Annotated in this window: 19 protein-coding genes; 4 read left to right on the forward strand and 15 right to left on the reverse strand. The window is 68.3% G+C overall.

What is annotated here, in order from left to right; all coding sequences use genetic code 11:
- Positions 1–14 precede the first annotated feature (14 nt).
- Both EV652_RS37205 and EV652_RS37210 read left to right on the forward strand, forming a co-directional pair.
- Entirely contained in the window at positions 15–455 is a 441-nt protein-coding gene (locus EV652_RS37205) for a hypothetical protein (protein WP_132214399.1), read from the forward strand.
- A gap of 152 nt (positions 456–607) precedes the next feature.
- Positions 608–1,024: a MarR family winged helix-turn-helix transcriptional regulator gene (locus tag EV652_RS37210; RefSeq protein ID WP_242002234.1), complete on the forward strand. Its 417-nt coding sequence runs from the start codon at positions 608–610 to the stop codon at positions 1,022–1,024.
- Positions 1,025–1,101: 77 nt separating this feature from the next.
- Here EV652_RS37210 and EV652_RS37215 read toward each other — a convergent pair whose 3' ends face one another.
- From EV652_RS37215 to EV652_RS37260, 11 genes are all read right to left on the reverse strand, one after another.
- The gene (locus EV652_RS37215; RefSeq protein WP_158441432.1) at positions 1,102–1,725 is read right to left on the reverse strand and encodes a class I SAM-dependent methyltransferase; all 624 of its coding nucleotides are present in this window, start codon (positions 1,723–1,725) and stop codon (positions 1,102–1,104) included.
- A gap of 66 nt (positions 1,726–1,791) precedes the next feature.
- Positions 1,792–4,104 (reverse strand): hypothetical protein, encoded by a 2,313-nt coding sequence (locus EV652_RS37220; RefSeq protein ID WP_206752111.1) that lies wholly within the window; start codon positions 4,102–4,104, stop codon positions 1,792–1,794.
- A 358-nt stretch (positions 4,105–4,462) separates the two neighbouring features.
- The gene (locus EV652_RS37225) at positions 4,463–6,832 is read right to left on the reverse strand and encodes a CARDB domain-containing protein (RefSeq protein ID WP_242002235.1); all 2,370 of its coding nucleotides are present in this window, start codon (positions 6,830–6,832) and stop codon (positions 4,463–4,465) included.
- A complete protein-coding gene (locus tag EV652_RS45560; protein ID WP_242002236.1) occupies positions 6,832–8,073 on the reverse strand; it encodes a discoidin domain-containing protein in 1,242 nt (413 codons plus the stop codon). The genes EV652_RS37225 and EV652_RS45560 overlap by 1 nt, the downstream gene beginning before the upstream one ends.
- 191 nt (positions 8,074–8,264) lie before the next feature.
- Complete coding sequence (locus EV652_RS37230) at positions 8,265–8,522, reverse strand: hypothetical protein (RefSeq protein ID WP_132214405.1); 258 nt, start codon at positions 8,520–8,522, stop codon at positions 8,265–8,267.
- A 61-nt stretch (positions 8,523–8,583) separates the two neighbouring features.
- Positions 8,584–10,260 carry a monocarboxylic acid transporter gene (locus tag EV652_RS37235; protein WP_439649118.1) on the reverse strand — a complete coding sequence of 559 codons (1,677 nt, stop codon included), beginning with the start codon at positions 10,258–10,260 and terminating at the stop codon, positions 8,584–8,586.
- A complete protein-coding gene (locus EV652_RS37240; RefSeq protein WP_132214407.1) occupies positions 10,257–10,598 on the reverse strand; it encodes a DUF485 domain-containing protein in 342 nt (113 codons plus the stop codon). The genes EV652_RS37235 and EV652_RS37240 overlap by 4 nt, the downstream gene beginning before the upstream one ends.
- 108 nt (positions 10,599–10,706) lie before the next feature.
- Entirely contained in the window at positions 10,707–11,570 is an 864-nt protein-coding gene (locus tag EV652_RS37245) for a class I SAM-dependent methyltransferase (RefSeq protein WP_132214409.1), read from the reverse strand.
- Positions 11,571–11,659: 89 nt separating this feature from the next.
- Positions 11,660–12,472, reverse strand: coding sequence for a hypothetical protein (locus tag EV652_RS37250; protein WP_132214411.1), 813 nt, complete (start codon positions 12,470–12,472; stop codon positions 11,660–11,662).
- On the reverse strand, positions 12,472–13,890 hold the full coding sequence (locus EV652_RS37255) for a hypothetical protein (protein WP_242002237.1): 1,419 nt from the start codon (positions 13,888–13,890) through the stop codon (positions 12,472–12,474). The genes EV652_RS37250 and EV652_RS37255 overlap by 1 nt, the downstream gene beginning before the upstream one ends.
- Positions 13,891–14,047: 157 nt before the next feature.
- Entirely contained in the window at positions 14,048–16,291 is a 2,244-nt protein-coding gene (locus tag EV652_RS37260) for a hypothetical protein (RefSeq protein WP_132214413.1), read from the reverse strand.
- 129 nt (positions 16,292–16,420) lie between these two features.
- On the opposite strand from EV652_RS37260, the gene EV652_RS37265 reads away from it, so the two are divergent.
- Together EV652_RS37265 and EV652_RS37270 are read left to right on the forward strand one after the other, a co-directional pair.
- A complete protein-coding gene (locus EV652_RS37265; RefSeq protein WP_132214415.1) occupies positions 16,421–17,416 on the forward strand; it encodes a glycosyltransferase family 2 protein in 996 nt (331 codons plus the stop codon).
- Between the two features lie 12 nt (positions 17,417–17,428).
- Entirely contained in the window at positions 17,429–18,181 is a 753-nt protein-coding gene (locus EV652_RS37270) for an N-acetyltransferase (protein ID WP_132214417.1), read from the forward strand.
- 93 nt (positions 18,182–18,274) lie between these two features.
- Here EV652_RS37270 and EV652_RS37275 read toward each other — a convergent pair whose 3' ends face one another.
- From EV652_RS37275 to EV652_RS37290, 4 genes are all read right to left on the reverse strand, one after another.
- Complete coding sequence (locus EV652_RS37275) at positions 18,275–19,006, reverse strand: cytidylyltransferase domain-containing protein (RefSeq protein ID WP_132214419.1); 732 nt, start codon at positions 19,004–19,006, stop codon at positions 18,275–18,277.
- Positions 19,007–19,193: 187 nt separating this feature from the next.
- A complete protein-coding gene (gene pseC / locus EV652_RS37280) occupies positions 19,194–20,318 on the reverse strand; it encodes a UDP-4-amino-4,6-dideoxy-N-acetyl-beta-L-altrosamine transaminase (protein WP_132214421.1) in 1,125 nt (374 codons plus the stop codon).
- Positions 20,318–21,301, reverse strand: a complete 984-nt coding sequence (gene pseB, locus EV652_RS37285) for a UDP-N-acetylglucosamine 4,6-dehydratase (inverting) (RefSeq protein ID WP_132214422.1) — start codon at positions 21,299–21,301, stop codon at positions 20,318–20,320. The genes pseC and pseB overlap by 1 nt, the downstream gene beginning before the upstream one ends.
- 90 nt (positions 21,302–21,391) lie before the next feature.
- On the reverse strand, positions 21,392–22,132 hold the full coding sequence (locus EV652_RS37290; protein ID WP_132214424.1) for a class I SAM-dependent methyltransferase: 741 nt from the start codon (positions 22,130–22,132) through the stop codon (positions 21,392–21,394).
- Positions 22,133–22,207: the final 75 nt, after the last annotated feature.

Here is a 22,207-nt window from a genome sequence, read left to right on the forward strand (position 1 = left end):
TTAGGCTGCCGCGCATGACTGTCGTCGTGGCGATCGTGCATGCGGGGTTGGCGGCGGCTTGGGTGGGTGGGATGGCGTACTCGCTGTTCGTGGTCCGGCCGAAGCTGCAGAAGTTCTTCGGGCCGGATCGGGACGGGCGCGAGGCGCTCACCACGGTGATTGCCTCGGGCAACCGGTGGAAGGTGATCGGCCTGATCGCGGCGATCGCGGTCACCGGATTGGTCCTGCTGTTGGTCGAGCGCGAGCACTGGTGGATCCACGCGGTCAAGGCCCTGCTGCTGGTCTGCGCAACCGCGATCTTCTGGTACGTCTCATGGCGGCACTGGCCGGGCCGGGTGTTCGCGACGTCGGCCGAGTTGCCCGAACTGCAACGACGACTCGTCGTCCTCGCCACCACCATGCTCGGTCTTACCGGACTCGCCTTCGCCCTCGGAGTAGCCGCCGTACACCTCTGAGGTTCCTCACGGATCCGTTCGGGCCCGCAGACTCTGGATCCGGCGTGGGCGTCTACCAGGCTGATCTCCCGGGTGACCTGGCACTGCGATCCTTAGGAGATCACTCCCTGACTGTGCCAGGATGACGCATCCGTTCGGAGGAGGTGATCGCGGTGGCACAAGAGACTCTGCAGCTTCTGGTGAGCATGCACCGGATCGTCCGGCACCTACGCCGGAGCCGGACCTCCGCGGTCCTGCACCCGACCCAGTTTCTCGCGCTGATGCTGATCGCCGACGAGCAACCGATCCGGATCGGCGAGATCGCGGCCCGTGTGCCGTGCTCCCAGCCCACCGCGACCACCACCGTCGCCGGCCTCGAGGACGCGGGCATGGTCCGCCGCGAGCAGGACCCGGTCGACGGCCGTGCGACCGCGGTCGTACTCACCGAAGCCGGTGCGGAGATGGTCGAGGCCTCCGGACGCCAGGCCGCGGAGGAACTCAGCAAGCTCCTCCGCCGCCTCGACGAAGCCGACCGTGAGTTGGTCCTGCGCGCCGGCACCGTCCTCGCCCAGATCGCCGACGACCTCTAGCGGATTCCCGGAACGACCGAGACCGTGTACGGCGGGGCGCCGGGGGCGACGTGAGTAATCCCGGCACTGACAGGGCCCTATTCGGCCGAGGGTCCATTCGGCGCCGTCATCCTCATCATCCAGTAGCTCGCTGGAACATGGGTGGCATCGTCGATGACCTTGCCCTCGATCTGGCCGAAGGACTGCAGAGCGAGCTTCTCGAACGCCGGCGGCTCCCGGACGTACTCGCCGCGGTCGTTCGCCGACATCCACCGTGAGATCCGGCCCTGGTTCGGCTCGAAGCAGGTGTCGAGGCTGATCACCCGGCCGCCGGGACTCAGCACGCTCGCGGCCAGGTTGAGCAGATGCGTGCACTGCTCGTCCGACAGGTGGTGCAGCAGCCCGAGCAGCAGCACCACGTCGATCGGCGGCAGCGATCGGGCAGCGGCTTCGTCGAAGTTGCCGCAATGGAAGCTGGCGTTCTCACCGCCGAAGCGCTCCTTGGCCCAGTCGATGTACGGCGCATCTGTGTCGAACCCGTGATATTTCACCGGCTGGGGCAGACGCGGGAAGTAGTACGCAGGGCCGCAGCCGACGTCCAGGACGGTTTCACCTGGCCGGATCTCATCGATGCAGCGGTATCGCAAGCGGTCGGCGCCGACGATGCGCTGCAGCAGGACGTAGGCAGGCACATGCCTGAGAACGCCTTTCACACCCTCCATGGGGATCTCCTCGATCGGGGAGATATACATGCTGGGTGTCTCGACCCGCTAAGTCAACGAACTCGCTCAGTCCCTCAGCTCGTAGACGATGACCTGCCCTCGGGTATACCTCCGGTCGGCGAGCCGGTCGAGAGTGCGCTCGGCGACCCTGCCCTTGCGCGTGTCCGCGAAGACCCAGCGGACGCCGTAATCGCGGCGCAGGGTCTCCAGCACCTCCGGCGTTGGCGCCGTGAGTGCCTTCGTCGTCAGCTCCACCCGGTCGGGCCAGGGCGATGGCAGCAGGCTGTAGCCGACGTTCCGTTCGCCTTGGTTGGCCAGCGACTGCTGGGTGTAGGCCCAGCCCTCCATCAGTGTTCGGTGACCGCCGACACCGCTGACCAGGTAGCCACGCGCGTCGCAGACCGGACCAGGTCGTTGTCGCGACTGGCAGGCGGTGTTCGTCACGACCACGTCGTACCGTCCAGCGTTACGCTCCAGCCACAGCGCGGCTTGGATCTCGTCCGTGGTGTACAACGGAGCCGCCGGGACCGGGATCTGCCCGCCCTCCCCGGTGACCCTGTCCGCCGCGTTGCGCCAGTCCGACCAGGGCCGGCTGGGCAAGGCGAGGCCGACCGCGACGCACATCAGCAGCGCCAGGCCGAGGCCACGGACCTGCGGACGGACGGCGCGGAGGACAAGCCAGCCGAGCAGCCCGGCCACGAGTACCGCCGCAAGCCACAGCATCGGCTCGGTCACCGCCCGCGTGATCTCCGCCGGGGAGACAGGCCGGGAGTCGATGTTGCCGAACGCCCGGATCGCCAGGGCGAGCGCCGCACCGGCCAGCAGGCCACCGGCGATGATCACCCGGCGGGCCGCGCGGCGGCGTCCGGTGACCGCGCCGTGGATCACGTATCCCGCGGCGACGCCGGCGAAGGGCAGCGCGCTGCCGAGGAAGTAGAACTGACCAAAGCCCGGATGGTCGACGACCAGGAATCCGAGCATGGAGGCGATGAGCGTGCCGACCAGCCACCACTGCACCGGATCGGTACGGGTCCGGCGCTGTACGAGACCAAGGAATGCCACGGCCACCACCGCCCGACTCACCACCACGGACACAAGGATCGCGATCGCCCAGGTCAGCGTCTGCTGGTCGGCGTCACGGAGCCCTTCGGTGATCCATCCACCCCGCGCCGGAGCGCCGGTGAGACCGGTCACAGCGGTGTATCCCGGCAAAGCCCGCAGGACCCCGAACAAGCGCAGCGGAGTACCTGCGGTGCTGCCCGCGACAGTCAGCATCGACGCCACCATCACACCCACCAGTGCGACGCCGAAGCCGACGGTCGGCCAGGGGATGCGCCTGTTCCGCACCAGCAGGAACAGCGCAGCCAGGCCGGTCCCGCCGAGCAGCAGCGGCACTGCGGTGGGCTTGGAGCCGGCGGATACGCAGACGACCAGCATCACGATCACCCAGGACCGTCTCGGGGCACCGCGGTACAAGGCGCCGAGCAGCAGCGCCGCGGCTCCGACGCTGACCGTCGTCCCGAAGGACTGCGACGGGCTCAGGAAAACGAGTGGTGAGGACCCGACGCCGCCGATGTACTTCCAGACGGCGACCTGCTGGACGACCGTCGTCATCGCGACCGCGAACGGGGCGGTCCACCAGACACCGCTGACCTGGCGCGCGAGTGCAGCGACCGCGAGGACGAGCCCGATGATGATCGGGGCGAACCAGAGTCTGAACAGCACGAGTCGGGGGTCGATTCCGGCGATCTCTGCGGCCGACGCCAGGTGTGCGTCGGCGAACCAGTGGTACTGCATCGTTTCGCCCGCCACCTGCGGAATCTGCGGCGGGACGGAGCGGCCCAGCTCGTGCACGATCCCCAGGTGCCAGAGCAGGTCCTGGTAGTAGTTGCCGCCGTTCTCGGGGACCGGCGAGGCGCTGACAGAGGTGCCGTAGTACAGCAGCAACGTCGCCGACATCAGGAGCGACAGCGTGGCGCCCCACGCGAGCGGCAGTCGCGGCGCGTCCCGCGCCCGCCAGCAACGCCGTAACCGCGGTACCGCGGCGAAGACGACCAGTACCGCCGCAGGCCACACCACCAACCACTGCTGCATGCCAGCGGCCGTGAACAAGGCCCACCCCAGCAACTCGTAGGAGAGCCCCACGACGATACCGATGCCCACGTCCTCAGGCCAGGTCCGCCGACCCGGCGCGAAAGCTCGCAGCAGCAACACTCCTGGAAGCACCACACAGCCCGCGAAGTAGGCCGAGTAGCGGAGGATGTCGCCGTCCGTCACCCCCGTGCCTGCCAGTACCCAGTACACGGTCAGCGCGGGGAGCAGCCAGACGAGTGCACCCACGAACCGTGGCCCGGTAGACCTGTCAGACCCGTCCGTCATCGAGACGCTTGATGCGGACGGCGGCTCGATGGTCCGGCTGTCCATCATTGCGGCGAGGTCGCCATCAAATCCACCGACCCCAGCGGACCGCCATCAGAGGAACCACCAAAGCCATGCGCACCCTTGGTGAGAGGAATCAGGTCGGCCATAGTGGTGGAGCCTAACCGTTGCCGACAGCTGTTGGGCGAGTACGTGGATGTCTTCGGGATCCTGCGTGTCGATGCGGTGCCCGGCCGCGGCCCGGACATTCAGCTCGGCAGCCAGGCTCTCCGGTAGCCCTCCGGAGGGCTGGAGCAGCCCGGTCTGCGCCCTTGGCCAGGGGCCGCCTGGCGGATGCTCTGCGGCCCCTGGGGTGAGGTTAGTTGCGGGTCAGAGTGAAGGTTGTGGTGGTGTTCTGGATGTCGGTGTGGTTGTTGGAGAGGGTTAGGTTGTTGAACGTGGCGGTGCCTCGCGCGGGGCCTTCGCCGGGTTCGGGGAGCTCGTTGGCCCAGATGCCGTAGCCGGATTTGGCGTCGAAGGTGTCGCCGGATTTGCGCGCCCCGGTGATGGTCGTGTTAGTGAAGATCGTGTCGGCGACCGGGAACAGTGGCTGACCGCCGACGTAGTCGGTCTGGAACATGATTCCGGAGTACGTCGGATCGACGATGTCCAGATCAGTCACCCGGATTCCCTGGAAGATCTTCGTCGCGGAATAGATCCACAGGGCGGGGAATGTCTGGTTGCCCCAGAAATGTCCACCCGAGCGGACCAGGCTGACATTCTCGAAACGGGTCGGCGGGGTCGCTCCGAAACCGTTCATCGGGATCCCGAAGTCGAGTGACGAGATGGTGACGCCCGGATAGGTGAGCATGTCCGCGGCGTCCAGATTGCGGAACACGTTGTTCGTGCCGCCGTACACCGCGAACCCGGCCGCCCGCCACGTGAGGGTCGCGGACAGGTTCTCGAAGACATTGTCGCGCACCTCGCCGCCGCCGGAGTCGGTGGCGTTGAAGAGGGCGAAACTGTCGTCGCCGGTGGCCCGGGCGTCGTTGTTGCTGACCAGGTTGCCGGCCGACCCGTTCGTCATGTTGATGCCGTCGGCAAACATGTTCCGGATCCGGGAGTTCTTGATCGTCGAGTTGTCGGTGTTCGCACCCCAGTACAGGCAGACCATGTGCTCGACCCAGATGCCGTCGATGGTCATGTTGGCGGTGTTGGAGAAGTCGAACACCTTGCCCGGACCGTCGATCCGCGACGTGTCGTTGCCGAAGTACGCGAACCCGGTGAAGGACGACCCGTTGGACGAGGCCTCGGTGCGGAAGCCGACGTCGGTGTTGTCCTGTGACGTCGGCGCGTGGAACCGCGTGTACCAAGGCCCCGCGCCGACAACCCGAACCGCCTTGCCGTACACCTGGAACTTCGAAGAGGTCTCGTAGTTACCAGGCGGCAGGTACACACCCTGCAGCGCGCTGTTCTGCCGGACCTGGTCCAACGCGTTCTGCACGTCCTGATGCGTGAAGCCCGACGGTGTCACGAATCCCGTGCCAGGGTTGGCGACCGGTGCGACCTCTTCGGTGTCTAGGAAGTCGATCGCGTACGTCGTACTGTTCGCCGGATCCTTCTGCAGCTTGATCTTCGTACCCGCCGGGAAGCTTCCGTCGAGCATCAACTGAGCCTCGTCGTAGATGTGCCGGGCCGGTCCGGAGCCGGGCGAGTTGTTCGGGCTCGCCTCCGCGCCGTACAGCCAGGCGTACTTCGAGGTCAGCGGCAACGCCTTGTGGAAGCTGCCGTTGACGTACACGTTGATGGTCGAGCTGCTCCCGCCGCCACCGGCGGAGTCCGGGATGGAGAACCGGGTGACCAGGGTGTTCGTGCGGGCCCGGGTGGTGAACTCGACGAAGGAGCCGGTCGAGTTCAGCGTGACCGCGCGTCGCCCGGAGGCCTCGCCGGCCAGATCTCCGATGGTCCGGTTCGGGCCGACCATCACAGCACCGCCGCCGATCGAAGCGTCCTCGGCCTCCATGTGGTCGTACGGCATGTTCGCGCCACGACCCACGAAGAACGGCCGCTCACTCGTGTTGTTCGTCGGCTTCACCGGCAGCTCGTTGGCGTCATCCGCGAGCACGACGCGCACGGTGTACCGACCGTTGGCCGCCGTCCAGTTGCCGAGGGCAAGCGCGGAAGTGGTCGCGCCGGCGGCGATCGCACCGTTGTACGAGCCGGTCAGCGTGGTCACGACCGAGCTGCCGTTGAGGATCGTCAGCGTGATGCCATGCGCACCGGATGCCGACGCGACACTGCCTTGGTTCTTCAGCGCGACCGAGAAGGCGACGCTGTTCCCTGCCGACGGGTTGCTCGGCGTCCAGTTGACCGCCGCCGCGACCAGGTCGGAGCTGGCGACCGGCGTGACGATCAGGGGTCCGGAGGCGTTTGCGGTGTTGTTTGCGTCGTTTTGCTCGATCACGGCATTCGACTCGTCGACCTTTGCGCTCAGTGCGTAGGTTCCCGCGTCCCGCGCGCCGATCGCTGCGCTGACCGTGCTCGACGCCCCGGCCGCGAGTGCTCCGACGGCCGCCGTGCCGACCTTGGTCTCGCCGAGGTAGAAGTTCACCTCGGTCGCCGCGGAGCCCGCCGTACCGGAGTTGCCGACCGTCGCCCGCACGGTGATCGTGTCGGTCTCGACCGGGGACGTAGGAGTCCAGGAGACGTTGGACAGGGTGAGGTCCGGGTTCGGCGCCGGTACGCCCATCACCTGGAGCTCGGCGACCTGCCGGCCGGCGCGCCGGTGTTGCCGGTCAAGGTCAGCCGTACGTCGGCCACCCGCGCGCTGACCGGGATCGTCACGCTGTTCCCGCTCGACGGGCTGAAGGTGTACGACGCACTCGGCACGATCGTGGTGAACCCGGAAGCGCTCTGGTCCCGGCCGAGGATCGAGAACGTCTGCGCCCGCGCACCCCAGGCCGAGTCCGGGTTGAGCCGGATCACGATCGAGCTGAGATCCGCGTTCGCGCCGAGCTGGGTGGTCAGCGTGGCCGGGTTGGTATTGCCTTCCCAGTACGTCGTCACGTCGTCGTCGTTGGCGTTGGTCGCGACGAAGGTGTGCACGAACCCGGACGCGGTGATCGGCTTGCCGAGGGCGAGGTTGCTGCCCGGGCCCGAGCTGCCGTTCCGCGTCACCGTGTTGCTGTTCGCCGACTGGTTGCCTGCGGCATCCTTCGCGCGGACGAAGTACGAGACCGACGCGCTGGCCGGCTGGTCGTCGGTGTAGGTGAGGACGTTGCCGGCCAGGCTGGTCCGCAGCTGGCCGTTGGCATAGACGTCGTACCCGCTGACGCCGACGTTGTCGGTCGACGCGGTCCAGGTGAGCCGGATCTGGCCGGCGGCCGGTTCGGTGAAGGCCAGGTTGCCCGGGGCGGTGGGAGCCTGGGTGTCACCGGTCGCCGGGCCGTAGACCTCGAGCTCGGACAGCTGCCCGGCCGGCCAGGCGGTGTTCGCGGTGACCCGGATCCGGACGAACCGCGTGGTCGCGGTGCCGTAGTCGATCGTCACGGTGTTGTTCGGCGGGTTGAACGCGCGCGCGGCGGAGGCGGAGAGGTCGGTGAAGTTCTGTCCGTCGGTGCTGCCCTGGACCGCGAGCGTCTGGGTACGGGCGCCCCAGCTCGCGGTCGGTAGTTTGAGCACGACCTGGTTGGTGGCGACCGACGAGCCGAGATCCACCTGCACCCACTGCGGGAACGCGTTGTTGGCGCTCTCCCAGTAGGTGCTCTGGTTGCCGTCCGTCACGTTCGACGCGACGTAGGTCTGGGTGACGCTGCTGGCCGACGTGGACTTGCCGGCGGCGAGGTTCGGGTCGGCCAGTACGGCGGCGGTCGCGTTGTCGGCCGGTGTCGCGCGGATGAGCGGACTGATCGACAGCGCCAGACTGCCTGCCAGTAGGGCGGCGAGCAGGCGCCCCGGTCGGCGTCTGGGCTGCGGGGACGGGATTCTCATGGCCTCTCCTGGGTGGGCGGGGGTGAGGGCGCAAGGGTGTTAGCCGTTACGCAGGAAGTCCGGAAGTTGCTCTGATCTTGCCAAATTCTTGCGCAACGCTGGCTCATTGTTACGGCATGGCAACCCGAGCGTCAACGGTTCGTGACGCCTGGTTGCCGAACGGCCGGCCGAAGAGGTCAGCGGCCGAGGAGCTAAGCGGCCGCGTACCGGTCGGGAAAGCGCTGTGGTGTGCCGCCGAGCAGACTGGTCGACGCGCCGAAGTTGCCGCTGTCGTAGACGAGGTCGAGCGGTGCGGCGCACGCGACAGCGCCGCGTGGCTTCACTGTCGGTGCACCGCTGAGGATCGGCAGGCTTCGGACCGGAATCTCGCTGCGAGAAACGGCCCAGGCGGCCAACAGCCCAGCGGCAGCGGCCGGCATCAGCCCCAGGAAGCGCCGCCGGCTCTGCATGCCGGAACGCTAAACCCCGCTGAGGGTCGCGGCCCGACGCCGCGACCCTCGACAACAACGACTAGTGCTTGGCCGGACCCTCGGCGCCGGCGCCGGTGAGGGAGCGGACAGAGAGCTCGTTGTACCGGGCCTCGCTCGCTCGGTCGCGACCGAGGAAGGTGCCCAGCACGCCGAACAGGAAGCCGAGCGGGATCGACACGATGCCCGGGTTCGACAGCGGGAACCAGGCGAAGTCCGCATCGGGGATCATCGACGTCGGCTTACCCGACACGACCGGCGAGAAGACGACCAGTACGACGGCCGAGATCAGGCCACCGTAAATACTCCACACCGCGCCGGAAGTGTTGAACCGCTTCCAGAACAGGTTGTACAGCAACGCGGGCAGGTTTGCGGACGCGGCGACAGCGAAGGCCAGCGCGACCAGGAACGCGATGTTCAGCTTCTGCGCCGGGATCGCCAGTGCGATCGAGATCGCACCGATGCCGACCGCGGCGAACCTGGCCACCCGCAGCTCGTCCTTCTCGGACGGCTTCTCCTTGGCGATCACGTTCGCGTACAGGTCGTGCGCGAACGACGAGGCCGACGTCAGCGTCAGACCGGCGACCACCGCGAGGATGGTCGCGAAGGCGACGGCCGCAATCAGCGCGAGCAGGATCGAGCCGCCGAGCGAGCCGGCACCGCCGCCGACGGACTCGGCCAGCAGCGGCGACGCGACGTTGCCCTTCGACACCTCCACAGCGGAACCCTTGGCGGTGTCCAGCAGCGCCGCGGCACCGAACCCGAGCGCCAGCGTCATCAGGTAGAACGCCCCGATCAGGCCGATTGCCCACTGCACCGACCGGCGTGCCGACCGCGAGTCCGGCACGGTGTAGAAGCGGATCAGGATGTGCGGCAGGCCCGCCGTACCGAGGACGAGGGCGAGGCCGAGCGACAGGAAGTCGATCTGGCCGACCAGGTCCTTGCCGTAGAGCAGTCCGGGCTGCAGGAACGCCTCGCCCTTGCCGGAATTCTCCGCGGCCGCACCGAGCAGTTCGGAGATGTTGAAGTGGAACTTCAGCAGCACCAGGAAGGTGATCACGATGGTGCCGGCCATCAGCAGAACGGCCTTCACGATCTGCACCCAGGTGGTGCCCTTCATCCCACCGACCGTGACGTAGATGATCATCAGCGCGCCGACCAGGATGATCACGCCGGCCTTGATGCCCTCGCTCTTCACCCCGAGCAGCAGCGCGACCAGCGCGCCGGCTCCGACCATCTGGGCCAGCAGGTAGAAGATCGACACCACGATCGTGGACGTCGCGGCGGCGGTCCGGACCGGCTTCTGCTTCATCCGGAACGCGAGCTGGTCGGCCATGGTGAACCGGCCCGAGTTCCGCAGCAGCTCGGCGATCAGCAGCAGCGCCACCAGCCAGGCCACCAGGAACCCGATCGAGTAGAGGAAGCCGTCGTACCCGAAGAGGGCGATCGAGCCGGAGATGCCGAGGAAGGAGGCCGCCGACATGTAGTCACCGGCGACCGCGAAGCCGTTCTGGGCGCCGCTGAAGGACCGGCCGCCGGCGTAGTAGTCGGCCGCGCTCTTGTTCTGCCGGGACGCCCACCAGGTGATGTACAGCGTCACGGCGACGACCGCGCAGAACAGCGAGATGGTCAGTACCCGGTTGCCGGGCTCGGCATCGGCGAGCGGGACCAGCGTGGGGACGGCGGCAGGAATGGCCGCGGGGATGGTCAGGACGGTCACCGGCGGCGCTCCCTCTTGTACTTGGCGTTCAGCCCGCTGGCCAGCGGATCCAGCCTCCGGTTCGCGAACCGGCCGTAGAGCGCGGCGATGAAGAAGGTGGAGACGAACTGCAGCAGGCCGAAGATCAGCGCGACGTTGACGTGCCCGAACACCTGGGTGTTCATGAAGTCACGGGCCCAGTTGTTACAGGCGACGTAGGCCAGGTACCAGGTCATGAACGTGATGGTCCACGGCACGACGAAGTTCTTGTAGCGCCGCTTCAGTTCGGTGAAGTCGGCCGCCTCGTGCACGGCCTCATACGCGCGGGCGTCCCGCTCGCGTACCACTTCCTCGTCCATGAGTTCGAGTTCCCCTCGTACTTAGACACAAACACGAGCACGTTAGCCCCTGGTGGCGGATTTGTGACCTACCGCAACCAAAATGTTTCACGGCGGGCCGGGCAGAATTCAGAGGTGCGGCGCGATCGGGGCGTCGAGGGTACGGCGGTAATTCGCGAGGTCGCTCGGGCGGGCCCGGTAACAGTCGGTGAAATACGGCATCCGCAGCGGCTCCGGCGGCCGGGCGGTGTTGCCGTAGATGTGGTCGATCTGGTCCAGCACCGCCTCGCGGCGGGATTCGGTCAGGACGGCGACCCGCGAGTGCGACAGGGCCAGTTGCCGCAGGCCCGCACGGTCCAGGTCCTGCCAGTGCCGGAACCGGGCGGTCTCCACCAGCGCGAACAGGTCCGACTGCAGCAGGATCGGCATCGGGTCGAACTGGTCGCCGCCGAAGTCGTCACCCATGATCGCGCGGTCGAACCGTCGTACCCAGGGAACCACCCGGTCGGCGTCGTTCCAGAGCAGGCCGAGGACGCCGTTCGGCCGCAGCACCCGGGCGATCTCGGGCAGCGCCCGGGCGTGGTCGAACCAGTGGAAGGCCTGGCCGACGACCACCGCGTCCACCGAGGCGTGGGCCAGCGGGATCGACTCGGCCGCGCCGACCATCGTGTCGATCCCGGGCCGCCGGCGGCAGACACTCAGCATCTCCTCGGACGGATCGACCGCGACCACATCGTGCCCGAGCCCGGCCGCGACCGCGGCCAGCTTCCCGGTGCCGGCGCCGAGGTCGAGGACCTGCAGCCGGCCCGGGCCGAGGATCCAGGTCAGTGCGTCGACGGGAAACGTCGGCCGGCCCGCGTCGTACGCGGCCGCGACGGCGCCGAAGGACTTGGCGCGGGCCGCGTTCGGGCCCTGGTCCGCACTGGTGGCCGCGCCGCCATTCGGCGTGTCTCGGCCGGTCGCCGGCTGCGGTCCTGGATCATCGGTGGTCATCACCGCAAATCATGCCGTAGCGGCGGGCTGGCGCGTCGTCACTCGCCGAGCTTCTTCTGTCCGATGTGCGCGTCGAGCGTGGCCGCTCGTCAGTTCCACCGGAACAACTCCCGGATCTCGGCCGGGTGGGCGAGGTGGTCGACGCCCAGTTCGGTGTCGGTGAACTCACGTGCGATGTCGAGCGGTACGAACGGGTGGTCCAGCTCTGGCCACAGTCGTTTGATCCTGGCCTGGCCGCCGAACGAGGGGTGTTCGTTCTCCAGCACCATCGGGTCGCCGTAGACCCCGGGCTGCAGGCCGAGCGAGGCGCCGTACAGGACGGCGGTACTGAGCCGGTTGGAGGCGACGCGCCGATGTTTGCGGAGCTCGCGCAGCTGGTTGACCAGGAACTTCGCGTCGGTCCGCCGCCAGTGCAGGCCGCGGTAGCCGTGCGTGATGACGCGGAACCCGGCGTCCTTGTAGACGTTGCGGATCGCGGGTTTCTCGTACTCGTTCCAGTACAGGCAGGCCGTCACCGGCCCAGTCTCGTGCTCGTTGATCGAGGCAACGATGCGGCCGTGGTCGCCGAGCACGTGCTGGCCCTCCCAGCCGTGGAACGGGTAGAAGATGGTGCCCTTGGCGCCTTTCGCCGGCGTGGCCAGCTCCGGGTGCACCTTCAGCAGATACAGCCAGACCGAGCCGATCACCGAGTAGTTCCGCAGCCCCATCGACCAGCCGCGCCGCCGGACGCTGTCGGACCAGACGTACTTCGGCATCCCCGGCGCGAACGCGGTGCCGTGGGCGAACCCGTCCAGGATGTTCCACCCGTGCTGCAGATATCCCCAGATCCGCGGCGGCTTCGCGAGTCCCGCATACGACGCCATGATCTCCGCGTGCCCATAGAAGTGGTTGGCATGGTGCATCAGCGCACCCCCTTCCGCAGGATGCGGCGCGTTCGCCGGACGATCACCCGGGCCGGGTTGAGAACAGCGTGCCCCACCCGATACGGCCGCGACCGGCGGATCCCGCTCAGCTGTCCCTCGAACAGGATCGCCCGCGCGTTCGCCTCCGCCAGTTCCTCCGCGAGCCGCGCGACCGTGGCCAACTGCTCGGCACTGCCGAGCGGCCGCACCAGCTCGGGCGACGGCAAAAGCTCTCCTGTCACAGTGATTCCGGCCATTGACCCGAGCCGCGCCGTCAGCTCGCGGACATCACCGCCGACCGGCCATGGTTGCCGTGAGCCAGCCTCCAGTGAGCGCCGGGCGAAGCGGGCCAGGTGCGCGACGACCAGTGCCTCGCCATGTGCGTCCACCGGATCACCAGCACCGAAGAGCCGGTAGGAGGTCCCGTCGAGGATCACGTTGTCGGGGGCGGCGATCGCGGCCGTCGGGTGATCCTGCGCGACCAGCCAGTTCACGTACTCGGAGATCGTCCGCCGCACCACCGCCTGGTCGTCGACCTTCAGGGCGGCGAGCAGGTGCTCTTCCAGCAGCACGCCCGCGCCGACAGGGACCGCGGTTGCCGGGAGTACGTCGGGAAGATCGCCGCTGACGACGTACCAAGCCGGTGCCAGCTCGACGGCGAGGTCTGCGGCGGCAGCGTCGAGGATCAGCCGGTAGGGATCCATCAGCGTCGGACCTGAGTTGCGCTTGGCAACGGTCCTGGCCGCGGTCACGGCGCCGAGGTGGTCGACCGAGGTCAGAGCGACATCGGCCTCGACCAGCGACGGGAACACCGCATAGGTCCGGCTGATGTCGAGACCGGCTGCTTCCAGTGTGCTGACGAGCGATGTGCGGCCGGCGGGTGCGGTGTCATCGAGATCGCGGGCCCAGTCCTCGTTGCGCGGGAGTGCGGCGGAGATCGGGGGCTGGAGGAATCGCTCGACGCCGAAGGGATTCGCCGCGCCGAGCAGCAGCCGTCCCGAGGGAGCGAGCCGCGCCTGTAGCCGGGCCAGGGTGTCGGACCACGTCAAGTTCGCCGTGTCCGGGCCGACGAGCCGATCCAATCCGTCCAGCGCGACGACGACGTCGTACACCTCCTCCGACGAGAGGCGGTCGAGTGAGCCGCAGATGACCTGGCCCTTGGCGTCCTCGAGCAGCTCGGCGATCTCCTCGGCGTCCGGCGCGGAGCGGACCAGTACGTCGACCGAGGTGACGCCGGCGGCGATGCCGGTGATCAGGCCGAGTTCGTGCGGTCCGGCGACCAGCACGGAGTCGCCGGGCTGGAGTGCGGCGGCGAGGAGTGCTTCGGCGGCGGCTCCACCGGCCGCCGGCCGGGCGTCGATCGGGTGCAGATCCGACCAGTTGAGCATCTCACCGCCGACCAGGATCGATCGGGTCATATCGGATGACACTAGCGAACCAGCTTCGTCAGAGTCGCGACCACCCCGTTCGACCTCGGCGTCAGTGAGGTCCGGGAACAGCGCGAGGGGCAGTTCCTCGGCGTAGAACCGCTCCGCGTTTCGCGGGCAGAGGCCGCAGCGGTAGCCCTGCTCGGCCTCACTTGATCTCGTAGATCGTCACGTCCAGGGTGGCGTGCCGGAGATTGACGTACTCGCGCAGCGCGGCGGAGACCTTGCCGGCCCGATGATCGGCGTACAGCCAGCGAACGCCGACCTTGCGCAGGCGCTCGATCGCCTCCGGCGAGGGCGCGGTGAAGGCGGCGTCGTTCGCAGCCAGCTCGGCGCGGTTCCAGTACGGGATCAGGCTCGGGCTGCCGCCGGTGCTGACCGCGATCCGGTTGGCCTGGTTGGAGTACGACCAGCCCTCGATCAGCACCGGCCGTTCGGACAGCGCGGCGAGCCAGAAGTGCCGGCTGTCGCAGAACCCTTCGCGTTGGATGATGCAGTGCGCGTTCGTCGCGATCAGCTCGCCGGGCTTGCTGTTCCGCCGTAGCCACCGCGCCCCGCCCGCCTCCGCGGCGGTCGCCCCACCCCGGCGGGGCTCCGCGAAGACCAGCTTCGATGCCGTGTCCGACACGAAGGCCTGGAGCGGGACGAGCACGGCTCCGACCATGCTCGCCGCCACCCCGGCAGCGAGGAACGCGACCAGAACACTGCCCGGCCGCCGCAGCAGCTTCCAGGCAACGGCGACCAAGACCGCGACGGTCACGAGCCCAGCGCCCGTCCACAGCCACGGGCCGGTGATCCCGGCCAGGTCGGCCGACACCGTCCGCGCCACCGCACAGGCCGCGAGGCCAAGCCCCCCGGCCACGCCGACCAACACCACCGCACGCCGGTCGCCGAGCCGCCCGACCAGGTTCGCGAGGCCCACGCAGGCCAGTACGGCGACCACCGGGAAAGCAGTCAGCAGGAAGTACATCTGGCTGAGCCCCGACTGGGTGGTCAGCACCGCCCCCACCAGTCCGCCGACGCAGAACCCGACCAGGAAGACAGTCGCCGGATCCCGCCCCTCTTTGCAGGAACGACGCGGTCGGCCGAGGAACGCCATCCCCGACGCTGCGAGACCCCAGCTCAGCAAGGTCGTTGCCGCCGACAGGAGGTGTGCGTGCGGCTCTGACGCGAGCATCGAGTACGGCGGCAGTTGGACGAACGTCCGGAACGGCTTCACCTCCGTGCCCCACGTGCTGCCGCCGTAGATGACCACCAGCGCCGCAAGGAAGATCGCGAACGACAGCGCGCCACCGAGCAACGCCGTACGCGTCCTGCGACGGGTCACAGCCAGGTGCAGGAAGGCGAACGCGAACCCGCAGCCCAGCAACGGCAGGATCGTCGACTTCGCGCCGGCCGCGACCAGGGCGAGCAGGATCACCAGCACCCAGCGGCTGCGCGGCCGGTCCGCACGTAACAGGTCCACCACCAGAAGACAGAGTGCCAGCGCGATCAGGACGCCCAGGTTCTGCGTCGGGCTCAAGTACGCCGCCACCGCCGTCGAGAGCCCGCCCAGACCGTGATCGGCCAGCGGCTGGACGGCGCCGCCTAGTCCCGCGATCAGCACGGCGAGCGGCCCGGCCCACGTGGCACCCGACTCCGCGGTCGGCGCGAACCGGGTGGTCAGCGCGAAGACCAGCCCGCAACCGGCCAGGAACAACGGCAACCAGGTCAGCGAGTGGATCAGGTCCGTGAGGTCGACCCGGGTCGCCCAGGCCGTCGCCGCCGTCGCCTGGTGGAAGAACGAGTGGTACTTCATCGGCTCGCCACCGAGCCACAGTGTCGAGATCGGTACGTCGTACTTCGCGCTGGCGGCCAAAGCCTGCTGGAAGGCGAGGTCCGGATACGAGCGCAGCGGATCGGTGTACGCCGGGAGGAACTGTCCCGGTCCACGCCGGTAGACCACCAGTACGACGATCGCCGTCGCCGCGGCGAGCAACCAAGCCTGCAGGGGCCTGAGTGGTACGTCGACCGGGCGACCGACCCTCGCCCGTACGTCACGATCCGCGACGACGATCACCAGCACCACGGGCGCCCAGACCCACGACCAGGCCTGCAGCCCGATCGAGGCACTGGCCAGGTAGACGACGATCTGTGCCGCGGTCCCGACCGCGAAGCCGGCGGCGAGATCCTCGACCAGGTTCCGCCCGTAGCTTCCGATCAGCCGCCACAGCGCGAACCCGGGCAGCGCGATCCCGAAACAGGTGAACAGCACGAACCGGCCGACCTCACCGACCGTCGAATGCTGGAGCAGCAGCGCGATCGCCAGGATCAGGACGGCGAGACCCGCCAGCAGGCCGGACAGGGAAGGACCCGCCGTCCGTGGCCCCCGCCGCCTCCCCCTCGCGCGCATGGCGGCAAGCCTAATGTGAAACCTGTCGCGTCACGAATGCGGAGTGTCACCGCAGTGCGAGACAGGAACGTCCGGTGCCCGCAGCAGGGTGGCGGTCTTCCGGGTAGTCTCCGGACCGGAGGTGCCTCTATGCGAACCGAGCAGCCCGCATTGTCCGTCGTCGTGCCGATGTACGACGAGGAGGAAGTGCTGCCGATGTTTTTCGAGCGGATGCGTCCGTTCCTGAACGGTCTCGGGACCTCCTACGAACTGGTCGTGGTGGACGACGGCAGCCGGGACCGGACCGCGACGCTGCTGCTGGAGGCCGCGAGGGATTGGCCGCAGTTGCGCATCGTACGGCTGCTGCGGAACAGCGGTCATCAGGCGGCGCTGTCGGCCGGGTTCCGGCGGGCGCGGGGTGGGTTCCTGGTGACGATCGATGCGGATTTGCAGGATCCGCCGGAGGTGATCGCGGAGTTCCTTGCGGCGGTGCGGGAGCAGGATGTGGATGTGGTGTACGGCGTTCGGTCGGACCGGTCGAGCGACACCTGGGTGAAGCGGACGACCGCGCGGATGTACTACCGGTTGATGTGCCGGCTCGTGGGCGAGGAGATCCCGTTCGACGCCGGTGACTTCCGGTTGGTGTCGCGGCGCGTGGTCGACGCGGTGAACGCGTTGCCGGAGGACGGCCGGGTGTTCCGGCTGGTGATTCCGTGGTTGGGGTTCCCGAGCGCGCAGGTTCGGTATGTGCGTGCGGAGCGGGTGGCGGGGACGACGAAGTACAACTTGTCGAAGATGCTGCGGTTGGCGTTCGACAGTGTGACGGCGTTCTCGGCGGCGCCGTTGCGGCTGGCGACCTGGCTCGGGTTGCTCGGTGGGTTGCTGTGTTGTGCGGTTGTCATCGGTGCGCTGGTCGTCAAACTTGCCGGGCAGAGCATCCCGGGCTGGACGTCGACCGTCTTGGCTGTCGGCGTGATCGGTGCGATCCAGTTGCTGTGTCTTGGTTTGCTGGGTGAGTACGTCGCGCGATTGTTCCAGTCGAGTCAGCGCCGGCCCCAGTTCCTCGTCGGCTACGACAGCCTCGACGACCCGGGCCACCACACCTTCCCCGAGACAGTCGACGCGCCGGACAAGGACATGCCCTAAGCTCCGTGCCTGATGAGTTGGTACGACGCGCTCGAGGCCGGTGAGCTGACCGTGCGGCCGTCCGTGGAGGCGGCGAAGCGGTTCGACGTCTCGATCGACCGGATGTCGGTGTCCGCCTCGGCAGGTACGCCGCTGGCCGAGGTGCTGGCGGCGGTGGAGAGGTCGACAGCCGACGTCATCGTGTTGCGCTACCCGGCACGGGAGACGACCTGGTTCTCCGCGCTGGCGAGCGGTCCGCGCCAGGCGCTACTTGCGGGCACCGTCGTCTACTGGTCTCTCTCGGTCGGCAAGGGACGGCGGCCTGCGCCCCTGGCCGGGTTCACCACCCGGGTTGAGGAGTCGGCCGACGACGAACTGGTGGACGACCTCGTAGCGGACATCTTCGGCGACTCCGGGAACCACTACTGCGCCACCCCGGTGTTCGACCGCTCCCGCGCGCTGGCTGGATTGCAGGAGTGGGGGCGGCGGCGGGTCGCGGACACCGGCGCGGTGGTGCTACGTGGTCCCGACCGGCGGGTGCTGGCGCTGGCCGCGATCGACCGGCAGAGTTCCTGGACCGAGATCGAGCTGGCCGGCGTCGTACCGGCCGAGCAGGGCCGGGGCCGGTACGGGCACTTGCTCGCCGCGATCGAGGATGCCTGCACGACCAGGCGGCTGGTGGTCTCTGCACCGGCCCACCAGACGGGCATCCAGCGAGTCTGGGCTCGCTATGGCTTCGAGCCGGTGCACAACATGCTCACGATCCACCTCGTCGCCGCTACGTAGGGCCGTGGCGGAACGCAGGTCTAATACGCGCTACGGACCCGAGCGTCAGTGTCATCGCCGTAAATCATGCCGTAGCGCCAGGCTGACGCGCTGTCATTCGCCGAGCTTCTTCTGTTCGATATGCGCGTTCAGCGCCGCCAGCTCCGGATGCGAGTCCATCAGCGCGACCAGTTCGGCGCAATCCAGCCTGTCCGCGCCGAACTCCTCGATCAGGGTGCTGAGCAACTTCCGGTCGTCCTCGGTGTCCAGCGTCAGCCGGTACCTCGCCCCGTCGCGGCCGTCCCAGGGAACGTTGACCAGCCGCATGTCGCCGGCCCGGTTCTGGTGCAGGTAGGTGGTGACGTGCTCGCGGTCGACCGGCAGCGTCGCGACCTCGTCGGCCTGCAGGAGCCGGGCAGCGGAGAAGACCTCGTAGTCCATGCCGCGCGGGTAGGTCCGGGTCAGGCAGTTCGACACGTAGACGTTGCCGGCGTTCTCGGCGCGGTACCGTTCGACGCCCTCGGCAACGACCGCGGGGTCGATCAGCGGGCAGTCGGAGGTGACCCGGACGACGCCGGTCAGGTCGTACTCGCGGATCGCGCCGGCGAACCGGGACAGCACGTCGAGCTCGCTGCCGCGGTACACCGGGAAGCCGAGCTCGGTCGACAGCTCGACGATGGGTTCGTCGTCGGGGTTGGTCGTGGTCGCCACGATCACCGGCAGGCAGGTCCGGGCGAGCCGCTCCAGGTGGTGGTGCAGGTAGCTCTTGCCACCCGCGGTGAGCAGGACCTTCGCGGGTAGCCGGGTGCTGGTCGCCCGGGCCTGGGTGATGATGCCGATCGTCATGAAGCCACTTTCGTGTCCAGGATCTTCGCCGGTCGACGGCCCGGGGTGTTCCAGCGGAACATCTTCCGGATCTCGGCCGGATGGGCCAGGTGCTCGACACCGGTCATCTCAAACCTTCGAGCATGAAGTGCGATCAGGGTGCTGCTCTCGCGACTGCACGCGTTGAGAGGCGCAACCGCGTCACGGCTCAGGACACCAGGTTCGTCAGGGTCTCGATCACCCGATCGACGTCGGCGTCGGTCAGGTCCGGGTACATCGGCAGTGAAATCTCCTCGCGGTAGTACTGTTCCGCATTCGGGCACGTCCCGCGCTCGTAACCGGCGTTGGCGAACACCGGGTGCCAGTAGACCGGGATGTAGTTGACCTGGACGCCGATACCGGCGGCCCGCAGTCCCTCGAAGATCTCCCGGCGGCGGCCGCCGAGGATCCGGACCGGGTACAGGTGCCAGGCCGGGTCGACGTAGTCGCGCTGAGTCGGGGTCCGGACGCCGTCAACAAGCTCGAGCGCCTCGTTGTAGCGCGCGGTGATGTCGCTGCGCCGCTTCGTGAAGTCGGCCAGCCGCTTCAGCTGGGACAGGCCGAGCGCGCAGGCGACGTCGGTGAGCCGGTAGTTCACCCCGAACTCGTGCACCTCCTGATGCCACGGGCCCTCGTCGGTGATCTGGAACCGGGCCGGGTCGCGGACCAGGCCGATGAAGTGGAACTCGTGCACCCGCTGGGCGACGGCCGGGTCCTTGGCGACGACCGCGCCACCCTCACCGGTGGTCAGGTTCTTCGTCGGGAAGAACGACATCGTGGTGACGTCGGCCAGGTCGCCGACCGGGCGACCCTTGTAGAACCCGCCGACCGAGTGCGCGGCGTCGTCGAGCGTCTTCGCGCCGACCCGGTCCGCGATCGCCTGCAGCCTGTCGTAGTCGGCCGCATGGCCGGCGTAGTCGACCGCCGCGATCACCTTGGTGCGGTCGGTGACGACCGCTTCGACGGCCGCGGGGTCGAGCAGCGCGGTGTCCTCCTCGACATCGGCGAACACGACCTGGGCGCCCATCATCGCGGCGCAGGACGCGGTCGCGACGAAGGTCATCGGCGTGGTCACGACCTCGTCGCCGGGGCCGACCCCGAGTCCGGCGTACGCCATGTGCAGCGCCGCCGTGCCGGAGGTGCAGCTGACCGCGCGGTGTCCGCCGGCCAGCTCCGAGATCGCGTTCTCGAACGCGGTGACGGTCGGGCCGGTGGTCAGCCAGTCACCGCGCAGGATCGCGGCGACGGCCTCGACGTCCTCGTCCGAGATGGACTGGCGGCCGTAGGGGAGCATCAGACGTCGCTCTCGAGGATCTTGGTGATCTCCTCGATCGTGTACCACTGGTCGTTGTTGTCCGAGGTGTAGTGGAAGCCCGCGGCTACCGGGATGCCGTCGGCCGGCGGTTTGTAGCCCCAGGTCGCCAGGTCCGGCTGCAGGACGTAGCGCTCACCGATCGCGAGCGCGCGGCGGCCTTCCTCCGGGCTGATCATCTCCTCGTGCAGCTTCTCGCCGGGCCGCAGGCCCACGTCGTGCACCGTGGCGCCGGGCGCGATCGCCTGGGCCAGGTCGGTGATCTTCATCGACGGGATCCTCGGCACGTACAGCTCGCCGCCCTGCATCTGCTCGAAGGAGTCGACCACGAACCGCACGGCCTGCGGCAGCGTGATCAGGAACCTGGTGCAGCGCATGTCGGTGATCGGCAGCGACTTGCCCTCGGCGTGGAGCGCCCTGAACTTCGGGATGATCGAGCCCCGGCTGCCCATCACGTTGCCGTAGCGGACCACGGAGAACCGGGTGTCGTACGCCGCGGCGTAGTGGTTGCCGGTGATGAACAGCTTGTCGGCGGTCAGCTTGGTCGCGCCGTACAGGTTGATCGGGCTGGACGCCTTGTCGGTGGACAGCGCGACGACCTTCTTCACCCCGGTGTCGATGCTGGACTCGATCACGTTCTGTGAGCCGATCACGTTCGTCTTCACGTACTCCCACGGGTTGTACTCCGCCGTGTCGACCTGCTTCAGCGCGGCCGCGTGCACGACGTAGTCGACCTTGTGCATGGCCCGGTCCAGCCGGTCCTTGTCACGGATGTCGCCGATGAAGAACCGCAGCCGGGGGTCGTCGCCGAACAGTTGGCGGACCTCCCACTGCTTCAACTCGTCCCGGCTGAACACGATGAGCCGGCGTGGGGCGAGGTTGTCCAACGCGTAGCGGATGAACGCCTTGCCGAAGGAGCCGGTACCTCCGGTGACGAGGATGTCGGAGCCGGTCAGGATGGACACGTCGTTTTGGACCCTTCTTCAGGAGAGTTCGGGTCGGGCCGCGCGGAGCGCAGATCCGTACGATAGCCGTCCAACCCGCGGAAGTCTCAATCAGTACGTGGTCTGGGCGATGACCGCGACCGGATCATGCCGCCGGGCGCGGACCAGCACCGACACGCCGGGCAGCTTGCCGACAGGCAGGTAGCGTTCAGCGGCGATGACCGCGGTGAGTCCGAGGTTGACGAGCGGGGACAGGTCGTCCAGGTCACTGCCTGTGCTCCTTTTCCGCCGCCAGGCCGCCACCGGCCGGAGCAGAACGTTCCACGACCTGACCTCCTCGATCCGCAGCCCGGCCGAGGAGAGCAAGTTCAGCAGACCCGCCCGGTCGTACCGGCGGAAATGTCCGACGGCGGTGTCGTGCTCGCTCCACAGCTCCATGTCGCACGGTACGGCGATCAAGGCGGTGCCACCGCGCCGAAGGACTCGGGTGATCTCGTGGGCCGCGGACTTGTCGTCCTCGATGTGCTCCAGCACGTCGTACGCGACGACGAGGTCCATCGACTCGTCGGCCACGGGCAGCGCGACCGCGTCGCCGCGGATCACCGGGATGTTGCGCCCGCGCGCGACCCCGGCCCCCTCCTCGCCGTACTCCAGCGCCGTGGCGTCCCATCCCCGGTCCCGCAGCACCCTGGTATTCCCGCCACCGGCAGCGCCGATGTCCAGCGCCCGGCCAGGTTTCTCGCCGGTTCTCGCGAGAGCGTCGAGTGACCGGGCGAGCACTGTGCGTCGCTCGCGATACCACCAGTGCTTGGCCTCGAGTTCGGCGAGCTTGCGGATCTCCGCTGCTTCCATAGCCACATCTTGGGCTGTGACCAGGACCGAACGCCAATGCTTGAGCATTTAGTTGAACGTGTCGACCGCCGCGTG

It is taken from the genome of Kribbella steppae, from assembly GCF_004342025.1.
Taxonomy (GTDB): Bacteria; Actinomycetota; Actinomycetes; order Propionibacteriales; family Kribbellaceae; genus Kribbella; species Kribbella steppae.

Coding starts and splice junctions, on each gene's coding strand:
- EV652_RS37255 (WP_242002237.1), bottom strand. CDS start 13,890: ATGACCCGATCGATCCTGGTCGGCGGTGAGATGCTCAACTGGTCGGAT.
- EV652_RS37250 (WP_132214411.1), bottom strand. CDS start 12,472: ATGCACCATGCCAACCACTTCTATGGGCACGCGGAGATCATGGCGTCG.
- EV652_RS37275 (WP_132214419.1), bottom strand. CDS start 19,006: ATGACGATCGGCATCATCACCCAGGCCCGGGCGACCAGCACCCGGCTA.
- EV652_RS37290 (WP_132214424.1), bottom strand. CDS start 22,132: ATGGAAGCAGCGGAGATCCGCAAGCTCGCCGAACTCGAGGCCAAGCAC.
- EV652_RS37205 (WP_132214399.1), top strand. CDS start 15: ATGACTGTCGTCGTGGCGATCGTGCATGCGGGGTTGGCGGCGGCTTGG.
- EV652_RS37215 (WP_158441432.1), bottom strand. CDS start 1,725: ATGGAGGGTGTGAAAGGCGTTCTCAGGCATGTGCCTGCCTACGTCCTG.
- EV652_RS37230 (WP_132214405.1), bottom strand. CDS start 8,522: ATGCAGAGCCGGCGGCGCTTCCTGGGGCTGATGCCGGCCGCTGCCGCT.
- EV652_RS37225 (WP_242002235.1), bottom strand. CDS start 6,832: ATGGGCGTACCGGCGCCGAACCCGGACCTCACCCTGTCCAACGTCTCC.
- EV652_RS37260 (WP_132214413.1), bottom strand. CDS start 16,291: ATGCGCGCGAGGGGGAGGCGGCGGGGGCCACGGACGGCGGGTCCTTCC.
- EV652_RS37265 (WP_132214415.1), top strand. CDS start 16,421: ATGCGAACCGAGCAGCCCGCATTGTCCGTCGTCGTGCCGATGTACGAC.
- EV652_RS37245 (WP_132214409.1), bottom strand. CDS start 11,570: ATGACCACCGATGATCCAGGACCGCAGCCGGCGACCGGCCGAGACACG.
- EV652_RS37240 (WP_132214407.1), bottom strand. CDS start 10,598: ATGGACGAGGAAGTGGTACGCGAGCGGGACGCCCGCGCGTATGAGGCC.
- EV652_RS45560 (WP_242002236.1), bottom strand. CDS start 8,073: ATGAGAATCCCGTCCCCGCAGCCCAGACGCCGACCGGGGCGCCTGCTC.
- EV652_RS37220 (WP_206752111.1), bottom strand. CDS start 4,104: ATGACGGACGGGTCTGACAGGTCTACCGGGCCACGGTTCGTGGGTGCA.
- EV652_RS37270 (WP_132214417.1), top strand. CDS start 17,429: ATGAGTTGGTACGACGCGCTCGAGGCCGGTGAGCTGACCGTGCGGCCG.
- pseC (WP_132214421.1), bottom strand. CDS start 20,318: ATGCTCCCCTACGGCCGCCAGTCCATCTCGGACGAGGACGTCGAGGCC.